Source organism: Micromonospora cathayae, from assembly GCF_028993575.1.
Lineage (GTDB): Bacteria > Actinomycetota > Actinomycetes > Mycobacteriales > Micromonosporaceae > Micromonospora > Micromonospora cathayae.
Genome location: NZ_CP118615.1, coordinates 3272415 through 3290473, shown reverse-complemented (window position 1 = coordinate 3290473; position 18059 = coordinate 3272415). Strand labels below are relative to the sequence as shown.

Sequence of the window (18059 nt, the reverse complement as noted above, 5' to 3'; positions counted from 1 at the left end):
CACCGCCATGGTTCGGCGGGCACGGCTGACACCGGCGGCGTGGACGGCACGGGTGCCGTCGGTGGCCTGGCTGACCCTCGCGGTCGTCCTGCTGGTCGTGGCCGCGTTCACCCGGTGGCGCACGATCAGCGGCGATCCGGTCGTGGTCGCCGCCCTGGAGCAGAAGATCGCGGCGGTCGGCCCGGTGGCCGGCCCATGGCTGGTCGGAGCCACCACCCTGCTGGTACTGACCGAGGCGGTCGCCCTCGCGGCCGGACGGACCCAGCGGCGGCTCCGGCTGGCCGGCACCGGTCTGGCGGTCGTCCTCGTCGTCCTGCTCGGCATGATCGCCGTCCTCCTGGTGCGAACCCTCGACGTCCCCGCCGGTACCGGCCGGGGTCAGGTTTCCACCCAACCCGGCCCGGCGCTGCTGCCGGCCGGCGGCGCGGTGCTGGCCTGCCTGGCGGGCATCTGGTCGGCCCCGGTCCGGCGGGCGGTGCCGCCGCTGCCGTCGTCGCGGTGGCGACGGGTCGGCGTCGCGCTGCTGGCGGCCGGGTGGGTCACCGTCGCCGTCGCGGTCGGCCTGCCGTCGTGGCGACGGGAGTACCCGGACCGGGTCGAGGTGGACAGCAGCCTGGACCTGGTCTTCGTGGCGTTGCCCTTCGCGCTCGCCGGTGCCCTGCTGGCGGTGCCGTCGTTGCTGCGTACCGGGGCGGCCCGCCGGCCGTGGCGGGAGGCGAGCCGGGGCTGGACGATCGCCACCGTACTGGGCTGCGGCAGCTCGATCATGGCGATCTGGTACTTCGTGGCGAACGACCCGTATCGGCAGGCGGCCGGCATGTCGGGGGCGCGGCCCGGCGCAGGCACCGCCCTGGCGTTGCTCGGTTGCGTGCTGATCGCGTCCGCCGGCGCGCTGCCCGACGGGCGGCGGCCCGGCAGGTAGCGCGACGTCGGGGGCCGGCGGGGTCAGCGCGACGCCGGTCGGCCCGGGGCCTCCCGGGCGGTAGGGCTCGTGCTCCACTCCAGTCCGGCCCGGTCGGCCGCCGCCCGCAGCGCCGCCGCGAAGCCGGTCACGTCGCCCCGCACGGCGGCGAGTTGCTCCGGGCCGAGCAGCAGTTCCGGCCCGTCGGCGGTCACCGCCAGCACGCAGGGGGTACGCCCCTCGCTCGCCGCCCGGACTGCCGGGCTGCGCTCGTTGAGGTGCACCAGGTCCACCGGTACGCCCAGTTCGGGCAGCAGGTCCTTCCACTCCCGCCGCCGACCGAGCCGGCCGTGCGTGGTGTCGCAGAGCGCGCAGTCGGCGGTGCCCCGCACCTTCCCCACCAGGTACGCCAGTTCGCCCCGGAGTCCGCCGTCGGCGTGGTAGACCCCCACCAGTCGCCGGACGGCCCGGTCGGATTCCGCTGTCATGCGGCAAGTGTGCCTGAGCCGGGGCACCGGTCGACGGGTACGCGGGCACCGGCCGCCCGGACCCGGGGGGCGCGCGCCGCCGGGCCGGACGGCTGCGCGCATCCGGCGGCGGGTGGCCCGGCTCAGGCGCGGCAGAGGATCTCGCCGTGCAGGACGGCGAACCAGCCGTCGTCGGCGGCGGCCCACTCCCGCCAGCCGTCCGACAGCCGGGCCAGGTCGGCCGGGGTGGCCAGACCGGCGGTCAGCACCTGCCCGGCCATGGCCGAGTGCAGGATCCGCTCGGCCCACATGCCGCCCCACCACTGCCGGTCCTCGGCGTCGGCGAAGCACCACGTGCTCGCGGTGGCGGTGATCTCGGTGAAGCCGGCGGTCCGGGCCCAGGACAGCAGCCGTCGGCCGGCGTCGGGTTCGCCGCCGTTGGCGCGGGCGGCCCGCTGGTACAGGGCGAGCCACTCGTCCAGCGCGGGCACCCGGGGGAACCAGGTGAACGCCGCGTAGTCGCTGTCCCGGGCGGCGACGATCCCGCCGGGCCGGCACACCCGGCGCATCTCGCGCAGCGCCCGGACCGGGTCGGCGACGTGCTGGAGCACCTGGTGGGCGTGCACCACGTCGAACGTGGCGTCGGGCAGGTCCAGCGCGTGCACGTCGGCGACCCGGAAGTCGATGTCGTCCCGCGCGCCGGCCTCGGCGCGGGCCAGCCCGAGCGCCTCCTCGGTCGGCTCGACGGCGGTGACCCGGGCGACCCGGTCGGCCAGGTCGACGGTGATCGTGCCCGGCCCGCAGCCGACGTCCAGCAGGGTCGCCTCGGGGGTGAGGTACGGCAGGAGGTATCCGGCGGAGTTCGCCGCGGTGCGCCAGCGGTGCGAGCGCAGCACCGTCTCGTGGTGTCCGTGGGTGTAGACGTTGCGACCGGCGGCCATCGCGGGACCTCCTCGTTCCGGGGCCCCGAACCTATCCGTCCCGTCCCTCAATGCGGGACAGGAATCCCATTATCCGAACTCAGCTGTCCGGGCGGGCCCGCGACGGCTGCACCCGCTTCGGTTCGCCGGGCATCTTCGGATGGTCCGGCGGGTACGGCAGGTCGCCCGAGCCGGCCGCGTCGTCCCGGTCGGCCCACTCCAGCAGCGGGGTGATGTCCCACGGGGCGTCGTCGATGCCGGCGTGCGGGTCGCCGCGCTCGGCCAACCGGGCCGGCACGCTGCCCAGGTGCAGGTCGTCCGGATCGACGTCGGGCAGTTCACCCCAGTCAACCGGGGTGGAGACGGTGGCCCGTGCGTTGGCCCGTAACGAGTACGCGCAGGCGATGGTCCGGTCCCGGGCCATCTGGTTGTAGTCGACGAAGACGTGCGCCCCGCGCTGCTCCTTCCACCAGGCGGTGGTGACCAGGTCGGGGCGGCGGCGTTCCAGCTCCCGGGCCAGCGCGATGGTGGCCCGGCGCACCTCGGTGAACGTCCAGCGGGGCTGGATGCGCAGGTAGACGTGCACGCCCCGGCCGCCGGAGGTCTTCGGCCAGCCGGTCACCCCCAGCTCGTCGAGCAGCGCCCGGACCTCGCCGGCAGCCACCACCGCGTCGGCGAAGTCGGTGCCGGGCTGCGGGTCCAGGTCGATGCGCAGCTCGTCGGGCCGGTCCACGTCGGCGGAGCGGACCGGCCACGGGTGGAACACGATCGTGCCCATCTGCGCGGCCCAGGCCACGTGGGCCAGGTCGGCCGGGCACAGCTCGTCGGCGCTGCGCCCGCTCGGGAAGTTGATCCGGGCGGTCTCCACCCACGGCGGCACGCCCCGGGCCGGCACCCGCTTCTGGAAGAACATCTCCCCCTCGATGCCCTCGGGGAAGCGTTGCAGGGTGGTGGGGCGGTGCCGCAGCGCCCGCATGATGCCGTCACCCACGGCGAGGTAGTAGTGGAAGACGTCGGCCTTGGTGAAGCCCCGCCCCGGATAGATCACCCGGTCCGGGCTGCTCAGCCGGACGGTGTGCCCGGCGACCTCGACCTCGACCGCCCTGCTGGTGCCACCCATTCCGCGACCATATGCCACACCTGTGACACCCGGCGTACCGTTGACGGGTGAGTCTTTCCGAGAGCGAACTGCCCCGCACCGACGACGAGTGGCGGGTCCGGCTCAGCCCCGAGGAGTTCCGGGTGCTGCGCCAGGCCGGCACCGAACGCCCGTGGACCGGTGAGTACGTCGACACCAAGACGGCCGGCGTCTACCACTGCCGGGCCTGTGGCGCGGAACTCTTCTCCAGCGACACCAAGTTCGACTCGCACTGCGGTTGGCCGAGCTTCGACGACGCGCTGCCCGGCGCGGTGAAGGAGATCGAGGACACCAGCCTCGGCATGCGGCGTACGGAGATCCGCTGCGCGCGCTGCGACAGTCACCTGGGGCACGTCTTCCACGGCGAGGGGTTCACCCCGAAGGACACCCGGCACTGCGTGAACTCGGTCTCCCTCCGCCTGGAACCGAAGTAGCGGACGGCCGGTCGGCGGGTTCAGATCAGCAGCAGGCCGCCCCGCTCGTCGAGCGCGTCGGCGTGCTCGTCGTCCAGCCACACGCCGCCACTGGCCAGGTACCGGAAGCGGTACTCCCCCGGGGGCAGCTTCACGGTGACGGTACGGGTGCCGTCGCGGCGGGCGACCAGTTCGTGCCGGCCGGGTTCCCAGTCGTTGAACGAGCCGACCACGCTCACCGTCCCGGGCGGGACGTCGCGGGGCAGGCAGAAGGTGACCCGGGTCTGGTTACCGAAGAGCTTGCTGCGTTTGATCACGCCGATCCTCCGCCGGTCAGGGCCTCTCACCCGGACCAACGCGCGACACGCCCGGGACGACGCGCCGCCGACCGGGTGGCTTTCGCCCGTTCCGCCCCCGACGCCCGGTCCGGTGCCGCACCCTGGGGGCATGGCGACGTGTGAGGTCTGCGGCAACGACTACTGGATGGCGTTCGAGGTGCGGACGGTCAGCGGTGACACGCACACCTTCGACTCCTTCGAGTGCGCCGTGCACAAGCTCGCTCCGATCTGCGAGAACTGCCAGCTCAAGATCGTCGGCCACGGTACCGAGGTGTCCGGCCGGTTCTTCTGCTCGGCGCACTGCGCCCGCGCGGTGGAGGGCGAACGCGCCGCCGCCATCGCCGACGCCGTCGGCGCCCGCCCCGCCTGAGGAACACCGGGCCGTTACCGGGGCCACCCACCGCTGCCGCTCCAACCGGCCGACGGACCACCCGGGGCAGGCACCGCCGAGAGGGCCGACCGACCGCCCGGAGCAGGCACCGCCGAGAGCCGACGGACCGCCCGGGGCAGGCACCGCCGAGGGGGCCGACCGGCTGCCGGCACCCGGGGACCTAGCATCACGGGATGCCGTCGCGTACCACCGACCTGCGGGTCGCCTCCTTCGCCGACCTGGATGCCCGCACCTTCCACGACCTGCTGCGCCTGCGCATCGACGTGTTCGTGGTCGAACAGAACTGCCCGTACCCGGAACTCGACGGGCGGGACGTCGAGCCGGGCACCCGGCACCTGTGGTTGGCCGAGAACGGCACGCCCGTGGCGTACCTGCGGATCCTGGCCGACCCCGGCGGCGTCGAACGGATCGGTCGGGTGGTGGTGGCCCCGGCGGCGCGCGGCCACGGACACGCGGGACGCCTGATGGTCGAGGCGTTGGCGGTGGTGGGGCACCGGCCGTGCGTCCTGGATGCGCAGTCGCATCTGGTCGGCTTCTACGCCGGGCATGGTTTCGCGGCCAGCGGCCCGGAGTACGTCGAGGACGGCATCCCGCACACGCCGATGCGCCGGGAGCCGACCCCCTGACGGCGGTCCGGCCGCCAGCGCCGGACCGGACCGGGCAGCCGGGCCGGGCAGGGCATCGCGCCACAGCCCCAACCGAGCAAGGCAGGGTCTCGTACCCGCAGCCCGAACCGGGCAGGGATTGACTGACGACTATAGAAATGGCATTCTGCGCAGCAGAGCCGCCGCGGGAGCCACGCACAGTCGGCGCGGGAGCGGGCACTCCCGGCCGGACGACGTCAGTCCGACACTCCCCCTGGAAGGCTCATGTCCATCCTGACCCGTACCCGTCGCAAGCCGCTCGTGGCGGGGCTGCTCGCCGCCGCCGCGACCGGCGTGCTGCTCCTGACCACGGCGCTGACCAACCCCGCCTCCGCCCACGGCAACGTGCTCGACCCCGCGTCCCGCAACTACGGCTGCTGGCAGCGCTGGGGCAGCGACTTCCAGAACCCTGACATGGCCAACCAGGACCCGATGTGCTGGCAGGCCTGGCAGGCCGACCCGCAGGCCATGTGGAACTGGAACGGCCTGTTCCGCGAGGGCGTCGCCGGCAACCACCAGGGTGCCATCCCGGACGGCCAACTCTGTTCCGGCGGCCGGACCCAGAACGGGCGCTACAACGCCCTCGACACGGTCGGCGCGTGGAAGACGACCAACATCGCCAACAGCTTCCGCATCCGGTTCTTCGACCAGGCCAGCCACGGCGCCGACTACATCCGGGTGTACGCCACCAAGCAGGGCTTCAACGCGCTCACCAAGCCGCTGGCCTGGAGCGACCTGGAACTGGTCGGCCAGATCGGCAACACCCCTGCCTCGGAGTGGCAGAAGGTCCCCGAGGGTGTCGAGATCAGCATCCCGGCCAACGCGCCGGGCCGCACCGGCCGGCACATCGTCTACACCATCTGGCAGGCCAGCCACCTGGACCAGTCGTACTACCTGTGCAGTGACGTCAACTTCGGTGGCACCACGACTCCGCCCACCACCCCGCCCCCGACCACGCCCCCGCCGACCACCCCGCCGCCCACCACGCCGCCGCCGACCACTCCGCCGCCCGCCGGGAACGGTTGCTCCGCCACCTACTCGGTGACCTCGTCGTGGAACGGCGGTTTCCAGGGTGAGGTCAAGGTGACCGCCGGCAGCGCCGCGATCAGGGGCTGGCGGGTCACCTGGTCGCTGCCGAGCGGCCAGCAGATCAGCCAGTTCTGGAACGCCAACCTCACCACCAGCGGTGGCACCGTGGCGGCGACCAACGTCGCCTACAACGGCAGCCTGGGCGCCGGAGCGAGCACCAGCTTCGGCTTCACCGCCTCGGGCAGCAGCACCAGCCTGCCGCCCGTGACCTGCTCCACCACCGCGTGACCCCGGTCGGGGCCGCAGCCGAATCCCCTCCGGCTGCGGCCCCGGCCGGCCCACGCACCGACCGCTCCCCAGCCCCGGATCACGGCCCAGCGCGGAACGCGCGACTCAGGGCAGGGCCGTGACGATGTCGCCGATGCTGCGGCGGCGGCCGGTGTAGAAGGGGATCTCCTCACGGACGTGCCGGCGCGCCCGGGAGGCCCGCAGGTCCCGCATCAGGTCGACGATCCGGTGCAGTTCGTCGGCCTCGAAGGCGAGCAGCCACTCGTAGTCGCCGAGCGCGAACGAGGCGACCGTGTTGGCCCGCACGTCCGGGTAGCCCCGGGCCATCTGGCCGTGCTCGGCGAGCAGTTCCCGCCGCTCGGCGTCCGGCAGCAGGTACCACTCGTACGATCGGACGAACGGGTAGACGCAGACGTACGCCCGGGCCTCCTCGCCGGCCAGGAACGCCGGGACGTGGCTCTTGTTGAACTCGGCCGGCCGGTGCAGGGCCATCTGCGACCACACCGGGGTCATCGTCCGGCCCAGCGCGGTCCGCCGGAACCGGCCGTACGCGTCCTGGAGGGCGTCGCTGGAGGCGGAGTGCCACCAGATCATCAGGTCGGCGTCGGCCCGCAGCCCGGACACGTCGTACGTGCCCCGGACCACCACGTCCTTGCCGGCCAGCTCCTCGACCAGGGCCTCGGCCTCGGCGGTGACGTTCTCCCGCAGCGCCGGCAGCGGGCTGCTCGCCCGGAACACCGACCACATGGTGTAGCGGATGCTGGCGTTCAGTTCGCGCAGCCGGGCCGCGTTGCTCTGCTCGGTCATCTCGCCGATCCTTCCAGTGCGCTGATGATCTCTTCGGCCGCGGTCCCGCCGGAGCGGACGCAGACCGGGATGCCCACCCCGTCGTACCCGGCCCCGGCCAGCGCGAGGGTCGGGTACGCCGACCGCAGGGCCGACCGCGCGGCGGCCACCCGGTCCAGGTGCCCGGGGGTGTACTGCGGCAGCGCCCCACCCCAGCGCTGCACGTGACCGGCCAGCGGGGTGGGCAGCTTCGCGCCGAGCACCTCGGACAGTTCCCGGTGCACGGTGTCGACCAGCTCCGCGTCGGGGAGCTGCAACTGCCGCTCCTCGCCGTACCGACCCACCGAGGCCCGCACCAGCGCCACCCCGTCCGGCCGGCGCAGGTGCCCCCACTTGGTGGTGAAGAAGGTGGCCGCCTTGATCAGCAGCCCCTCGGTGCCGGGCACCAGGAACCCGGACAGGGCGGGCAGCTCCGGCTCGGGCAGGGCCAGGGTGACCAGCGCGACGCTGGCGTAGTCGAGCCCGCCGACGGTCCCCGCCACCTGCGGGGCCGGGCCGGCCAGCAGCCGGGCGGCCGGGCGGGCCGGCACGGCCAGCACCACCGCGTCGACCTCGACGTGCTCCGGGTCGCGGGTGGGGCCGACGGTGAGCCGCCAGCCGCCCGCGACCGGGGTCAGCTCGCGGACGGTGGCGTTCCGCCGGACGGTCGCGCCGCTGGCGGTGGCCGCCGCGTCGACCAGCCGGCTCAGCCCGCCGGCCAGGGTGCCGAAGACCGGTGCGCCGGGGGCCCGGGGCGCGGCGGCCTGGGCCGCCCGCACCGCCCCGGTCAGGGTGTGCGCGGTACGGGCCGCCCGGGCCAGCGCCGGCATGGTGGTGACCAGGGAGAGGTCGTCGGCGCGGCCGGCGTACACCCCGCCGAGCATCGGGTCGACCAGCCGGTCCACCACCTGGTCACCGAACCGCTGCCGGACCAGCGCGCCGACCGGCACGTCCTCGTCCGGCCCGAGCAGCGGCCGGCCGGCGTCGACGTCGGCCGCCGCGGTGGGCTCGGCCACCGTCGTCACCTGCGCCAGATCCCCCGGTACACCCACCAGCGTGCCGCCCGGGATCGGGCGCAGCCGCCCGTCGAGGGCCAACGCGGCCTGCCCGACGGTGGGGTGCACGATCCCGTCGGTCAGCCCGAGCCGGCGGACCAGGGTCACCGCCGCGGACTCCCCGCCGGCCGGGTCGCGCATCAGGAACGACTCGGCCCCGAACTCCACCGTCGAGCCGGCCAGGCTGCCGGTGCGCAGCTTGCCACCGAGGAGACCGGACTGCTCGTACACGGTGATGTCGGTGCCGGCGGGGGCGCGGTCGCGTAGCCGGACGGCGGCGGCCAGCCCGGTGATCCCGCCGCCGACCACCGCGATCCGCCACGGTCGCCGCATGGTCGCCTCCCGCTAGTCGACGGGCCGCGCGGACACCTCGTGCACCAGCGCGACCACCCGGGTCAGCACGTCGGGGTCGGTCTCCGGCAGGACGCCGTGGCCGAGGTTGAACACGTGGCCGGGGGCCGCCCGGCCCTCGTCGAGGATGCGCCGCACCTCGGCCTCCACCACCGGCCAGGGGGCGAACAGCACGCACGGGTCCAGGTTGCCCTGGACGGCCCGGTCCGGGCCGATCCGCCCGGTGGCGACGTCGAGCGGGGTACGCCAGTCCACGCCGACCACGTCGGCCCCGGCCTCGCCCATCGCGGTCAGCAGCTCGGCGGTGCCCACCCCGAAGTGGATGCGCGGGATGCCGGTGTCGGCCAGCCCGGCCAGCACCCGCGCCGAGTGCGGCTGCACGTAGCGCCGGTAGTCGGCCTCGGAGAGCGCGCCGGCCCACGAGTCGAACAGTTGCACGGCGGAGACCCCGGCGGCGGCCTGGACGCGGAGGAACTCCAGGGTCACCTCGGCGAGCCGGCCGCAGAGCGCGTGCCACAGCTCCGGGTCGCCGTACATCAGCGCCTTGGTCTTCGCGTGGGTCCGCGACGGGCCGCCCTCGACCAGGTAGCTGGCCAGGGTGAACGGGGCCCCGGCGAACCCGATCAGCGGAGTGTCGCCCAGCTCGGCGACGAGCAGCCGGACCGCCTCGTCGACGAAGGACACGTCGTCACGGGTGATCGGGCGGATCCGGTCGACGTCGGCGGCGGTACGGACCGGCTCGGCCACCACCGGGCCGGTGCCGGGCACGATGTCCAGGTCGACGCCGGCCGCGGCGACCGGCACCACGATGTCGCTGAACAGGATCGCGGCGTCGACCCCGTGCCGGCGGACCGGCTGGAGGGTGATCTCGGCCACCAGCTCGGGGCGGCGGCAGGACTCCAGCATCGCCACGTTGGCCCGGATCTCCCGGTACTCCGGCAGCGAACGTCCGGCCTGACGCATGAACCAGACCGGGGTGTGCGGGCCGGGCTGCCGACGGCAGGCCCGCACGAAAGGCGAGTCCGCCGGCCCGCCGGTGCGGAACGTCCCGCCCGGTCGGGTCTTGCCGTCTCGGGCGGCGTCGCCCGCGGTGGTGGTGGTCATCGCCCGCAATCGTGCCACGTTCGGTGCCGCGTCCCATCCTCCGGGTTGCGAAGGACACCCCGGCCCGGTGGTCCGGACCGGCGCGACCGCCCCGGACGGGTCGGCGGCACCCGCGCCGCGCCGACCGAACTCCCCCGGTCTCCCCCGGCGGGGCCGGTGTGGCACCGTCCAGCGCGCCGACGGGATCGTCCGCCCGGACCGGTGGAACCGTCCGGACCGGTGATGAGCGTCGACGGTGCCGGCGCGCCGTCCGAACAGCCGGCCCGACGGCGGCATAGGCTGCCGTCATGTCCCCCCCGATCGCGCTTCCGGAGACCTTCGCCCGCGCGGTCGCCGGGCTGCGGTCGACCACCCCCCGGGCCGAGATCGTGCTGGAGGAGGTGGGCGCGCCGAAACGGCTCGCCCCACACGCCTTCGCGCTCTCCGCCAGCGTGCTCCGCGACGACGACGAGGTGACCACCGGGCGGCTGATCCTGCTGCACGACCCGGCCGGGCACGAGGCGTGGCAGGGCACCCTGCGGCTGGTCACCTACGTGACCGCGGAGCTGGAGGCCGACCTGGCCGCCGACCCGCTGCTGCCCGGGGTGGGCTGGACCTGGCTGACCGACGCGTTGGACGCGCAGGACGCCGGGTACCGGGCGCTCGGCGGCACGGTCACCCAGACCATGTCGACCCGGTTCGGTGACCTGGCCGGGCCGCCCGCCGTCGGGGACATCGAGATCCGGGCCTCGTGGACGCCGCTGACCGACGACCTGGCCCCGCACCTGCTGGGCTGGTGCGCGCTGCTGGCCTCGACGGCCGGGCTGCCGCCGCCCGGGGTGACCGCCCTGCCGGACCGCCGTCCGGCCACCACCCCCTGACCCGTCCTAGGAGAGCCCGGGGGCGGTGCGGATGGCGGGTCAGAGGTACTTCTCGGCCTCCTCGCAGACCGCGTCGAGACCCTTGGTGGCCTGGTCGTACGCGGCCTTGTTGCCGGCGGCGGCGGCGGTCAGCGCGGTGGTGAGCTTCTCCAGGCAGTTGGCGATGACCTTCTTCTGCCGAGCCTGCTCGTCCCGGTCGTTCTTGGTGCCGGTCAGGTCCTGCTGGGTGTCGGTCAGCTTGTCCTTCGCGGTCTGCAACTCGACCTTGAGCTTCTCGATCTCCTTGACCTTGGTGTCCCGGTCGGTGGTCCGGGAGGCCAGGGTCTGCTCGGTGCGCTCCAGGTCGCCGCTGGTGTTCAGGTAGAGGCCGGTCATCACCCCGCCGAGCACGAAGAGCAGCGCCGCCACGACCGCCAGCACCAGCACCGCCCGACCGCGTCCGCCACCGCCGCCGGCGGCGGCCGGAGGCGGATATCCGGGCGGACCGGACATCGGCGGCCCGAAGGGCTGACCGGAGGCGGGCGCGTACTGGCCGGGGGCCGGGGGCGCCGAGGAGGGGCCGTACCCGGCCGGGTGCTCGCCCGGCGACGGCGGCGCGGACTGCGGGTAACCCGACGAGGGCGGGGCCGACTGCGGGTAACCCGGCGACGGTGGGGCCGACTGCGGGTAACCCGAGGGCGGGGCGGACTGCGGGTAGCCGCCGTACCCGGGCTGGGGGTACGCGGCCGTGGGCGGGGTGGACGGCGGGTACCCGGCCGGCGGCTGGGCCGGGACCGTCGGGTCGACACCGAACTGCTGGGTGGGCTGGTGGTCCTGCGGGGCACGCTGGGATCCGTACAGTCCGCCGCCGGCCGGCTGCTGCGGCGGGTGACCGGGCGGCGGATAACCGCCGGAGGGTGGCTGGGTCATGTCTGGAATCCTCCGAAGGGGGCGGGCCACGCCGGCTGACCGGGCGGACCGGACGGGTACGGGACCGGGGACCGGTCAGCAGATGTCGAAGCCGTCGCAGGCGGTCTTGATCGGCACGGCGAGGCCGATGCCCTCGGCGTCGCGGGCCTTGGCGGTGGCGATCCCGACGACCTGCTTCGCTCCGTTGATCACCGGGCCGCCGGAGTTGCCGGGGTTGATCGGGGCGTCGAACTGGATCACGTCGCCGGAGCCGTTCTCCGCCTTGCGGAAGGCGCTCACCACGCCGGTGGTCACGCTGTCGGTGAGGCCCAGCGGCGCGCCGACGACGACGATCTGCTGGCCGGACTTGACCGGGGTGGGCGCGGTGACCAGGCCGGTGAACTTGGCGCTGGTCCGCAGGTGGGCGATGTCGTTCTCCTCGTCGACCTTGACGATGGTGGCCGGGAACCGCTGGTCGGTGCGTTCCAGGAAGACCTGCCGCCCGCCGCTGTCCCAGACCGACTCGACCACGTGGTAGTTGGTGAACAGGTTCGCGCCGCCCTCGGAGTTGGGCTTGCCCACGGCGAAGGCGGTGCCGGTGAACTGCCCGGCCTTGACCCGGAAGACGCTGGGCAGCACGGCGGCGGCGATGGATTCCGGGTTGAACACGGTGCCGGCCTGCTTCTCCAGTTCCTCTGCCCGCTGCTCCAGGCCGTCGAGGCGGACGCCGTCGTCGCCCTGGGCCGCCGACATGTTCCGGTCGGTGTCCGCGAGCCGGCTGTTGAGCCGGTGGATCTGGTACGCCTGCACGCCGCTGACCAGCACCAGTACCAGCGCCAGGAACAGGGCCGCGCGGGGCAGCCAACCGGACTTCGGGCGGGTGGCCGCAGGGTGGGCGGCACCGGGGCCGGCGACGGGCGTGGGCGGCCCGGCCGGGGCACCGGACCAGCCGCGCGGATCGGCCGGCTGGCCGCTCTGGGGCGGGAACATCTGCTGCGGGGTCCGCTGCCCGGCCTCGGGCGCGGGCGACCAGGTGGCCCGGGGCGTCGGCACCGCTGGGGCGGCGGGCGCACCCGGGGCCGACGGGTAGCCGCCGGCGGGCGCGCCGGGGCTGGCCGGATATCCGGCGGGCGCGCCGGGCGCCGACGGGTATCCGGTGGAGGCACCGGCCGGGTAGCCGGGCGGCTGGCCGGGTGCCGTGGCACGGGACGCCGGGACGGTGGGCCAACCCCCCGAACCGCCCCGGGGCTCCATCCGTGGTGGCAGCGGACCGGGTCGACCACCCTCGTCGCCGGATCCCTGCGCCGGCCCGCGCGGTCCACCGTCCTGTGGCCCGTAGCCCGCCGTCATGATCGCCACGTCCTCCCCGTGAGCGCCCGTCCGCCACCCGCCGCCGGCGCTCTCCGGCGGTGGGCTCGATGGACCGTACCGGCCCGGAAGGACATTGTCTCCCCTCGTGTCCAGCTACCGCGGCACGGGTTCGGGGGGGGGTGGCCGCGACCCGTCACCGGGGACCGCGCACCGACACGCGCCGGACGGGCTGCGCGCACCGGATCGCCGCGCGCACTAGGGTTGTCAGGTGACCGACGAACCACCCCTGCGCCGTCGGGCCGCCGAAAGCCGACCGGGAAACGATCTGCACCACCCGCCCTCGGCCGCGCCGGAGCCGGAGGACGCGGGGACAGACGCGACCGCCGACGGGCCCGTACCCCTCACCGCCCCCCGGGACGGCACCCCCGCGCCGGTGTCCACATCGCGTGAGTTGGCCGAGGTGGTGGCCCGTTTCGCGGCGGGCACCGGCCCGGTGGCCATCGACGCCGAGCGGGCCTCCGGATACCGCTACAGCCAGCGCGCCTACCTGGTGCAGTTACGCCGCCTCGGCGCCGGCACCGTCCTGATCGATCCGTTGCCGCTGCCCGACCTGTCGGGTCTCGACGAGGTACTCAGCGGGACCGAGTGGGTGCTCCACGCGGCCAGTCAGGACCTGCCCTGCCTGGCCGAGCTGGGGTTGCGTCCGCGCCGGCTGTTCGACACCGAACTGGCCGCCCGGCTGGCCGGGTTCGAGCGGGTCGGCCTGGCCGCGCTGACCGAACACCTGCTCGGCTACACCCTGGAGAAGCACCACTCGGCGGCGGACTGGTCGAGCCGGCCGCTGCCCGAGTCCTGGCTGACGTACGCCGCGCTGGACGTGGAGCTGCTGACCGACCTGCGGGACGCGCTCGCCGGGGAACTCGTCCGGCAGGGCAAGCAGGAGTGGGCGGCGGAGGAGTTCGCGGCGCTGGTGGCCTCGGCGACCCGGCCGCCGAGGGTGCGCGCCGAGCCCTGGCGGCGTACCTCGGGCATCCACCGGCTGCGCGGGGCGCGGGCCCAGGCCCGGGTCCGCTCGATGTGGTACGCCCGGGACCAGATCGCGGCCCGCCGGGACGCCGCGCCGGGGCGGGTGCTGCCCGACTCGGCGATCATCGCCGCCGCCGAGCTGGACCCGAAGGACGAGAAGACCCTGCTGACCCTGCCCGGGTTCGGCGGCCGGTCGGTGCGCCGGCTGGCCCGTACCTGGCTGGCGGCACTGGAGGACGCCCGGCAGCTGCCCGAGGACGCGCTGCCGGCGCATCCCGTCGTGGAGGGTCCCCCGCCGCCGCACCGGTGGGCGGAACGGGACCCGGTGGCCGCCGCGCGGCTGGCCCGGTGCCGGGAGGTGGTGGTCCGGATCGCGGGTGAGCACCGGCTGCCGCCGGAGAACCTGATCACTCCGGACTCGGTGCGGCGACTGGCCTGGTCCCCGCCGGACGAGATCACCGAGGAGACGGTGGCGGAGACGCTGCGCGGGTACGGCGCGCGGAACTGGCAGCTCGGCCTGCTGGTGCCGGAGCTGACCCGGGTCCTGCCCACCCCGTGACGGGGTGACACACCCACCCCGGTCGCCGGGGTGGGTGTGTCGTGGGACACACGGGGGGTACGGGCACCAGTGGTTACCGGTGAGTAGCATGCGAAGGACCACGCCCGTGCCGGCGACCATCGTTCGGTCCGACAGCGCCGTCGGGCGGAGGCCGACTGATGGTCGAAAAGGAGGCTCCAGTGCCCCGTGAAGTTCGCGACGTCGTCTTCGTCGACGGCGTCCGCACCCCGTTCGGCAAGGCGGGTGGCATGTACGCCAACACCCGCGCCGACGACCTGGTCATCCGCTGCATCCGCGAGCTGCTGCGACGCAACCCGCAGCTGCCGCCGGAGCGGGTCGAGGAGGTGGCCATCGCCGCCACCACCCAGATCGGCGACCAGGGACTCACCATCGGCCGGACCGCCGCCCTGCTGTCCGGACTGCCGAAGACCGTGCCCGGCTTCGCCATCGACCGGATGTGCGCCGGCGCGATGACCGCGGTGACCACCGTCGCCGGCGGCATCGCCATGGGGGCGTACGACGTCGCGATCGCCGGTGGCGTCGAGCACATGGGCCGGCACCCGATGGGCGAGGGCGTCGACCCGAACCCGCGCATCCTCGCCGAGAAGCTGGTCGACCCGTCCGCCCTGGTCATGGGGGCCACCGCGGAGAACCTGCACGACCGGGTCCCGCACGTCACCAAGGAACGCACCGACGCGTTCGCGCTCGCCTCCCAGGTCAAGACCGCCAAGGCGTACGCCAACGGCAAGCTCGCCGACGACCTGGTGCCGGTCGCGGTCCGCGACGCCGACGGCGGCTGGGGTCTGGCCACGGTGGACGAAGCGCCCCGGGACACCTCGCTGGAGAAGCTCGCCACCCTGAAGACCCCGTTCCGCCCGCACGGCAAGGTCACCGCCGGCAACGCGGCCGGGCTGAACGACGGGGCCACCGCCAGCCTGATCGCCGCCGAGAGCACCGCCCGCGAGCTGGGCCTGCCGGTGGCGATGCGGCTGGTGTCGTACGGCTTCGTCGGCGTCGAGCCGGAGGTGATGGGCGTCGGCCCGATCCCGTCGACGGAGAAGGCGCTGCGCATCGCCGGCCTGAGCATCGACGACATCGGCCTGTTCGAGCTGAACGAGGCGTTCGCCGTGCAGGTCCTCGCCTTCCTCGACCACTTCGGTATCGCCGACGACGACCCCCGGGTCAACCCGTGGGGCGGCGCGATCGCCATCGGGCACCCGCTCGCCGCCTCCGGCGTCCGGCTGATGACCCAGCTCGCCCGGCAGTTCGCCGAGCACCCCGAGGTCCGCTACGGCCTCACCGCCATGTGCATCGGCATCGGCATGGGCGGCACCGTGATCTGGGAGAACCCGCACTGGACGGAGGGTGGAGTCAAGTGAGCACGCTCGCGGCGCCGAACGAGGTCGTCACCAGGGCGCTGCTGCGCCAGGTCCGGCTGCCCGGCCTGGACCGGCCGGCCGCCCTGATCACCCTGGACAACGGCTTCGACCACACCAAGCCGAACACCTTCGGCCCGGGTGGCCTGACCAGTCTCGACGAGGCGATCACCGAGGCCCTGGCGGCGGACCCGGCGTTCGTCGCGGTCACCGGCAAGCCGTACGTCTTCTGCGTGGGCGCGGACATCGTCGGCCTGCCGCAGCTCGCCGACCGCGCGCAGGCGCTGGAGATCGGCCGGCTCGGCCACCGGGTCTTCGCCCGGCTGAAGGACAGCGCGGTACCGACGTTCGCGTTCGTCAACGGCGCGGCCATGGGCGGCGGCCTGGAGCTGGCCCTGCACTGCCACTACCGGACGCTGTCGGCGGGCGCGGCGGCCCTGGCGCTGCCCGAGGTGTCGCTGGGCCTGGTGCCCGGCTGGGGCGGCACCCAGCTGTTGCCGAACCTGATCGGCATCCCGGCCGCCACCCAGGTGATCATCCAGAACCCGCTGATGCAGAACAAGATGCTCAAGCCGAAGCAGGCCGCCGAGCTGGGCATCGCCGACGTGCTGCTGGAGCCGGCCGACTTCCTCGAACGGTCCCTGGAGTGGGCCGCCGGGGTGGTGCGCGGCGAGGTCACCGTGACCCGGCCCGAGGTCGACCGGGACATGTGGGACGGCGTGCTGTACTTCGCCCGGCAGACCCTCGACGCGCGGCTGCACGGCGCGGTGCCGTCCGCGAACAAGGCCCTGGAGCTGCTCGCCCTGGCCAAGGACGCCGACTTCGCCACCGGCACCGCCGCCGAGGACGAGGCCCTGGCCGACCTGGTCTTCAGCGAGGAGCTGCGCAGCGGGCTGTACGCGTTCGACCTGGTGCAGCGGCGGGCCAAGCGGCCGGCCGGCGCGCCCGACAAGGGGCTGGCCCGCGAGGTCACCAAGGTCGGCATCGTCGGGGCCGGCCTGATGGCCAGCCAGCTCGCCCTGCTGTTCGCCCGCCGCCTCCAGGTGCCGGTGGTGCTGACCGACCTGGACCAGTCCCGGGTGGACAAGGGCGTGGCCTACGTGCACGCCCAGATCGAGAAGCAGGTCGCCAAGGGCCGGATGGACAAGGGCACCGCGGCCAAGCTGTACGGCCTGGTCTCCGGCGCGGCAAAAGCAGAGGCCTTCGCGGCGCCGGCACCGGGTCAGCTCACGTCGTTCGCCGACTGTGACTTCGTCATCGAGGCGGTCTTCGAGGACCTCGGCGTCAAGAAGCAGGTCTGGGCCGAGCTGGAGAAGATCGTCTCGCCGGAGGCGGTGCTGGCGACCAACACCTCCTCGCTGTCGGTGACCGAGATGGCCGCCGACCTGGAGCACCCCGAGCGGGTGGTGGGCTTCCACTTCTTCAACCCGGTCGCGGTGCTGCCGCTGCTGGAGATCGTCCGGGGCGAACGCACCGACGACGCCACCCTGGCCACCGCGTTCGCGGTCGGCAAGCAGCTGCGCAAGTCCTGCGTGCTGGTGAAGGACGCGCCCGCGTTCGTGGTGAACCGGCTGCTCACCCGGTTCCTGGGCACCGTCTTCGCCGCCGTGGACGCCGGCACCCCGCTGGAGACCGCCGACAGCGCGCTGGACCCGCTGGGCCTGCCGATGCGTCCGCTGGCGCTGCTCCAACTGGTCGGCCCGGCGGTCGCGTACCACGTGGGCGGGACCCTGCACGCGGCCTACCCGGAGCGGTTCGGGCTCAGCGAGAACCTGAAGCGGATCGCCGAGTCCGGCCAGCCGGTCGTGGTGGACGACGAGATCAACCCGGCGGTGGCGGAGCTGCTGGTGGTCGGGGACGCCCCGCTCACCGCCGAGCAGGTCCGGGGCAACGCGCTGGACGCCCTGGCCCAGGAGATCCGGCTGATGCTGGACGAGGGCGTGGTCGCCGAGGCGCAGGACATCGACCTGTGCATGATCCTCGGGGCCGGCTGGCCGTTCCACCTGGGCGGCGTCACGCCGTACCTGGACCGGACCGGCACCTCGGAGCGGGTCACCGGCTCCCGGTTCCTGCCGTACGGGGTGGCGAGCCTGCCCGCCTGACGCTCCGCGTACCTCTCCGCGGGGGCCGACCCGGTGCCGGGTCGGCCCCCGCGCCCGTTTCCGTCCCGTACCC

At 74.3% G+C, this 18059-nt stretch carries 18 protein-coding genes; 9 read left to right on the top strand and 9 right to left on the bottom strand.

Annotation, left to right across the window (positions count from 1 at the left end):
• The first annotated feature begins 7 nt into the window (after window positions 1-7).
• Window positions 8-922 (top strand): hypothetical protein, encoded by a 915-nt coding sequence (locus PVK37_RS15200; protein WP_275034659.1) that lies wholly within the window; start codon window positions 8-10, stop codon window positions 920-922.
• A gap of 23 nt (window positions 923-945) precedes the next feature.
• Here PVK37_RS15200 and PVK37_RS15195 read toward each other — a convergent pair whose 3' ends face one another.
• The 3 genes from PVK37_RS15195 to ligD all read right to left on the bottom strand — a co-directional run bounded on the left by PVK37_RS15195 (window position 946) and on the right by ligD (window position 3408).
• Window positions 946-1389: a hypothetical protein gene (locus PVK37_RS15195; protein ID WP_275034658.1), complete on the bottom strand. Its 444-nt coding sequence runs from the start codon at window positions 1387-1389 to the stop codon at window positions 946-948.
• Between the two features lie 122 nt (window positions 1390-1511).
• On the bottom strand, window positions 1512-2309 hold the full coding sequence (locus tag PVK37_RS15190) for a class I SAM-dependent methyltransferase (RefSeq protein ID WP_275034657.1): 798 nt from the start codon (window positions 2307-2309) through the stop codon (window positions 1512-1514).
• 79 nt (window positions 2310-2388) lie between these two features.
• Window positions 2389-3408 (bottom strand): non-homologous end-joining DNA ligase, encoded by a 1020-nt coding sequence (ligD, locus tag PVK37_RS15185; RefSeq protein WP_275034656.1) that lies wholly within the window; start codon window positions 3406-3408, stop codon window positions 2389-2391.
• Window positions 3409-3455: 47 nt separating this feature from the next.
• Here ligD and msrB point away from each other — a divergent pair, with 47 nt between their 5' ends.
• Window positions 3456-3860 (top strand): peptide-methionine (R)-S-oxide reductase MsrB, encoded by a 405-nt coding sequence (msrB, locus tag PVK37_RS15180; RefSeq protein ID WP_275034655.1) that lies wholly within the window; start codon window positions 3456-3458, stop codon window positions 3858-3860.
• 20 nt (window positions 3861-3880) lie between these two features.
• Here the strand turns inward: msrB and PVK37_RS15175 are convergent, their stop codons facing one another.
• Window positions 3881-4156 carry an isoamylase early set domain-containing protein gene (locus PVK37_RS15175; RefSeq protein WP_275034654.1) on the bottom strand — a complete coding sequence of 92 codons (276 nt, stop codon included), beginning with the start codon at window positions 4154-4156 and terminating at the stop codon, window positions 3881-3883.
• 130 nt (window positions 4157-4286) lie between these two features.
• Between PVK37_RS15175 and PVK37_RS15170 the strand changes: the two genes are divergently transcribed.
• The 3 genes from PVK37_RS15170 to PVK37_RS15160 all read left to right on the top strand — a co-directional run bounded on the left by PVK37_RS15170 (window position 4287) and on the right by PVK37_RS15160 (window position 6529).
• Complete coding sequence (locus tag PVK37_RS15170) at window positions 4287-4547, top strand: Prokaryotic metallothionein (protein WP_275034653.1); 261 nt, start codon at window positions 4287-4289, stop codon at window positions 4545-4547.
• Between the two features lie 194 nt (window positions 4548-4741).
• Window positions 4742-5194, top strand: coding sequence for a GNAT family N-acetyltransferase (locus PVK37_RS15165; RefSeq protein ID WP_275034651.1), 453 nt, complete (start codon window positions 4742-4744; stop codon window positions 5192-5194).
• 243 nt (window positions 5195-5437) lie between these two features.
• Window positions 5438-6529: a lytic polysaccharide monooxygenase auxiliary activity family 9 protein gene (locus PVK37_RS15160; protein ID WP_275034650.1), complete on the top strand. Its 1092-nt coding sequence runs from the start codon at window positions 5438-5440 to the stop codon at window positions 6527-6529.
• A 105-nt stretch (window positions 6530-6634) separates the two neighbouring features.
• Here the strand turns inward: PVK37_RS15160 and hemQ are convergent, their stop codons facing one another.
• From hemQ to hemE, 3 genes are read right to left on the bottom strand one after another with little or no spacing between them, the layout of a single operon-like run.
• Window positions 6635-7336, bottom strand: coding sequence for a hydrogen peroxide-dependent heme synthase (gene hemQ, locus PVK37_RS15155; protein ID WP_275034649.1), 702 nt, complete (start codon window positions 7334-7336; stop codon window positions 6635-6637).
• Entirely contained in the window at window positions 7333-8742 is a 1410-nt protein-coding gene (gene hemG / locus PVK37_RS15150) for a protoporphyrinogen oxidase (RefSeq protein WP_275034648.1), read from the bottom strand. Before hemG ends, hemQ begins: the two co-directional genes overlap by 4 nt.
• Window positions 8743-8754: 12 nt before the next feature.
• Entirely contained in the window at window positions 8755-9864 is a 1110-nt protein-coding gene (gene hemE, locus PVK37_RS15145; RefSeq protein WP_275034647.1) for a uroporphyrinogen decarboxylase, read from the bottom strand.
• Between the two features lie 287 nt (window positions 9865-10151).
• Here hemE and PVK37_RS15140 point away from each other — a divergent pair, with 287 nt between their 5' ends.
• Complete coding sequence (locus PVK37_RS15140; RefSeq protein ID WP_275034646.1) at window positions 10152-10724, top strand: DUF3000 domain-containing protein; 573 nt, start codon at window positions 10152-10154, stop codon at window positions 10722-10724.
• Window positions 10725-10763: 39 nt separating this feature from the next.
• Here PVK37_RS15140 and PVK37_RS15135 read toward each other — a convergent pair whose 3' ends face one another.
• The gene (locus PVK37_RS15135) at window positions 10764-11633 is read right to left on the bottom strand and encodes a hypothetical protein (RefSeq protein ID WP_275034645.1); all 870 of its coding nucleotides are present in this window, start codon (window positions 11631-11633) and stop codon (window positions 10764-10766) included.
• 75 nt (window positions 11634-11708) lie between these two features.
• A complete protein-coding gene (locus PVK37_RS15130) occupies window positions 11709-12962 on the bottom strand; it encodes a S1C family serine protease (protein ID WP_275035126.1) in 1254 nt (417 codons plus the stop codon).
• Window positions 12963-13191: 229 nt separating this feature from the next.
• Between PVK37_RS15130 and PVK37_RS15125 the strand changes: the two genes are divergently transcribed.
• From PVK37_RS15125 to PVK37_RS15115, 3 genes are all read left to right on the top strand, one after another.
• Window positions 13192-14508 (top strand): ribonuclease D, encoded by a 1317-nt coding sequence (locus tag PVK37_RS15125; RefSeq protein WP_275034643.1) that lies wholly within the window; start codon window positions 13192-13194, stop codon window positions 14506-14508.
• 179 nt (window positions 14509-14687) lie between these two features.
• Window positions 14688-15887: a thiolase family protein gene (locus PVK37_RS15120; protein WP_275034642.1), complete on the top strand. Its 1200-nt coding sequence runs from the start codon at window positions 14688-14690 to the stop codon at window positions 15885-15887.
• On the top strand, window positions 15884-17986 hold the full coding sequence (locus tag PVK37_RS15115; RefSeq protein ID WP_275034641.1) for a 3-hydroxyacyl-CoA dehydrogenase NAD-binding domain-containing protein: 2103 nt from the start codon (window positions 15884-15886) through the stop codon (window positions 17984-17986). Before PVK37_RS15120 ends, PVK37_RS15115 begins: the two co-directional genes overlap by 4 nt.
• Window positions 17987-18059: the final 73 nt, after the last annotated feature.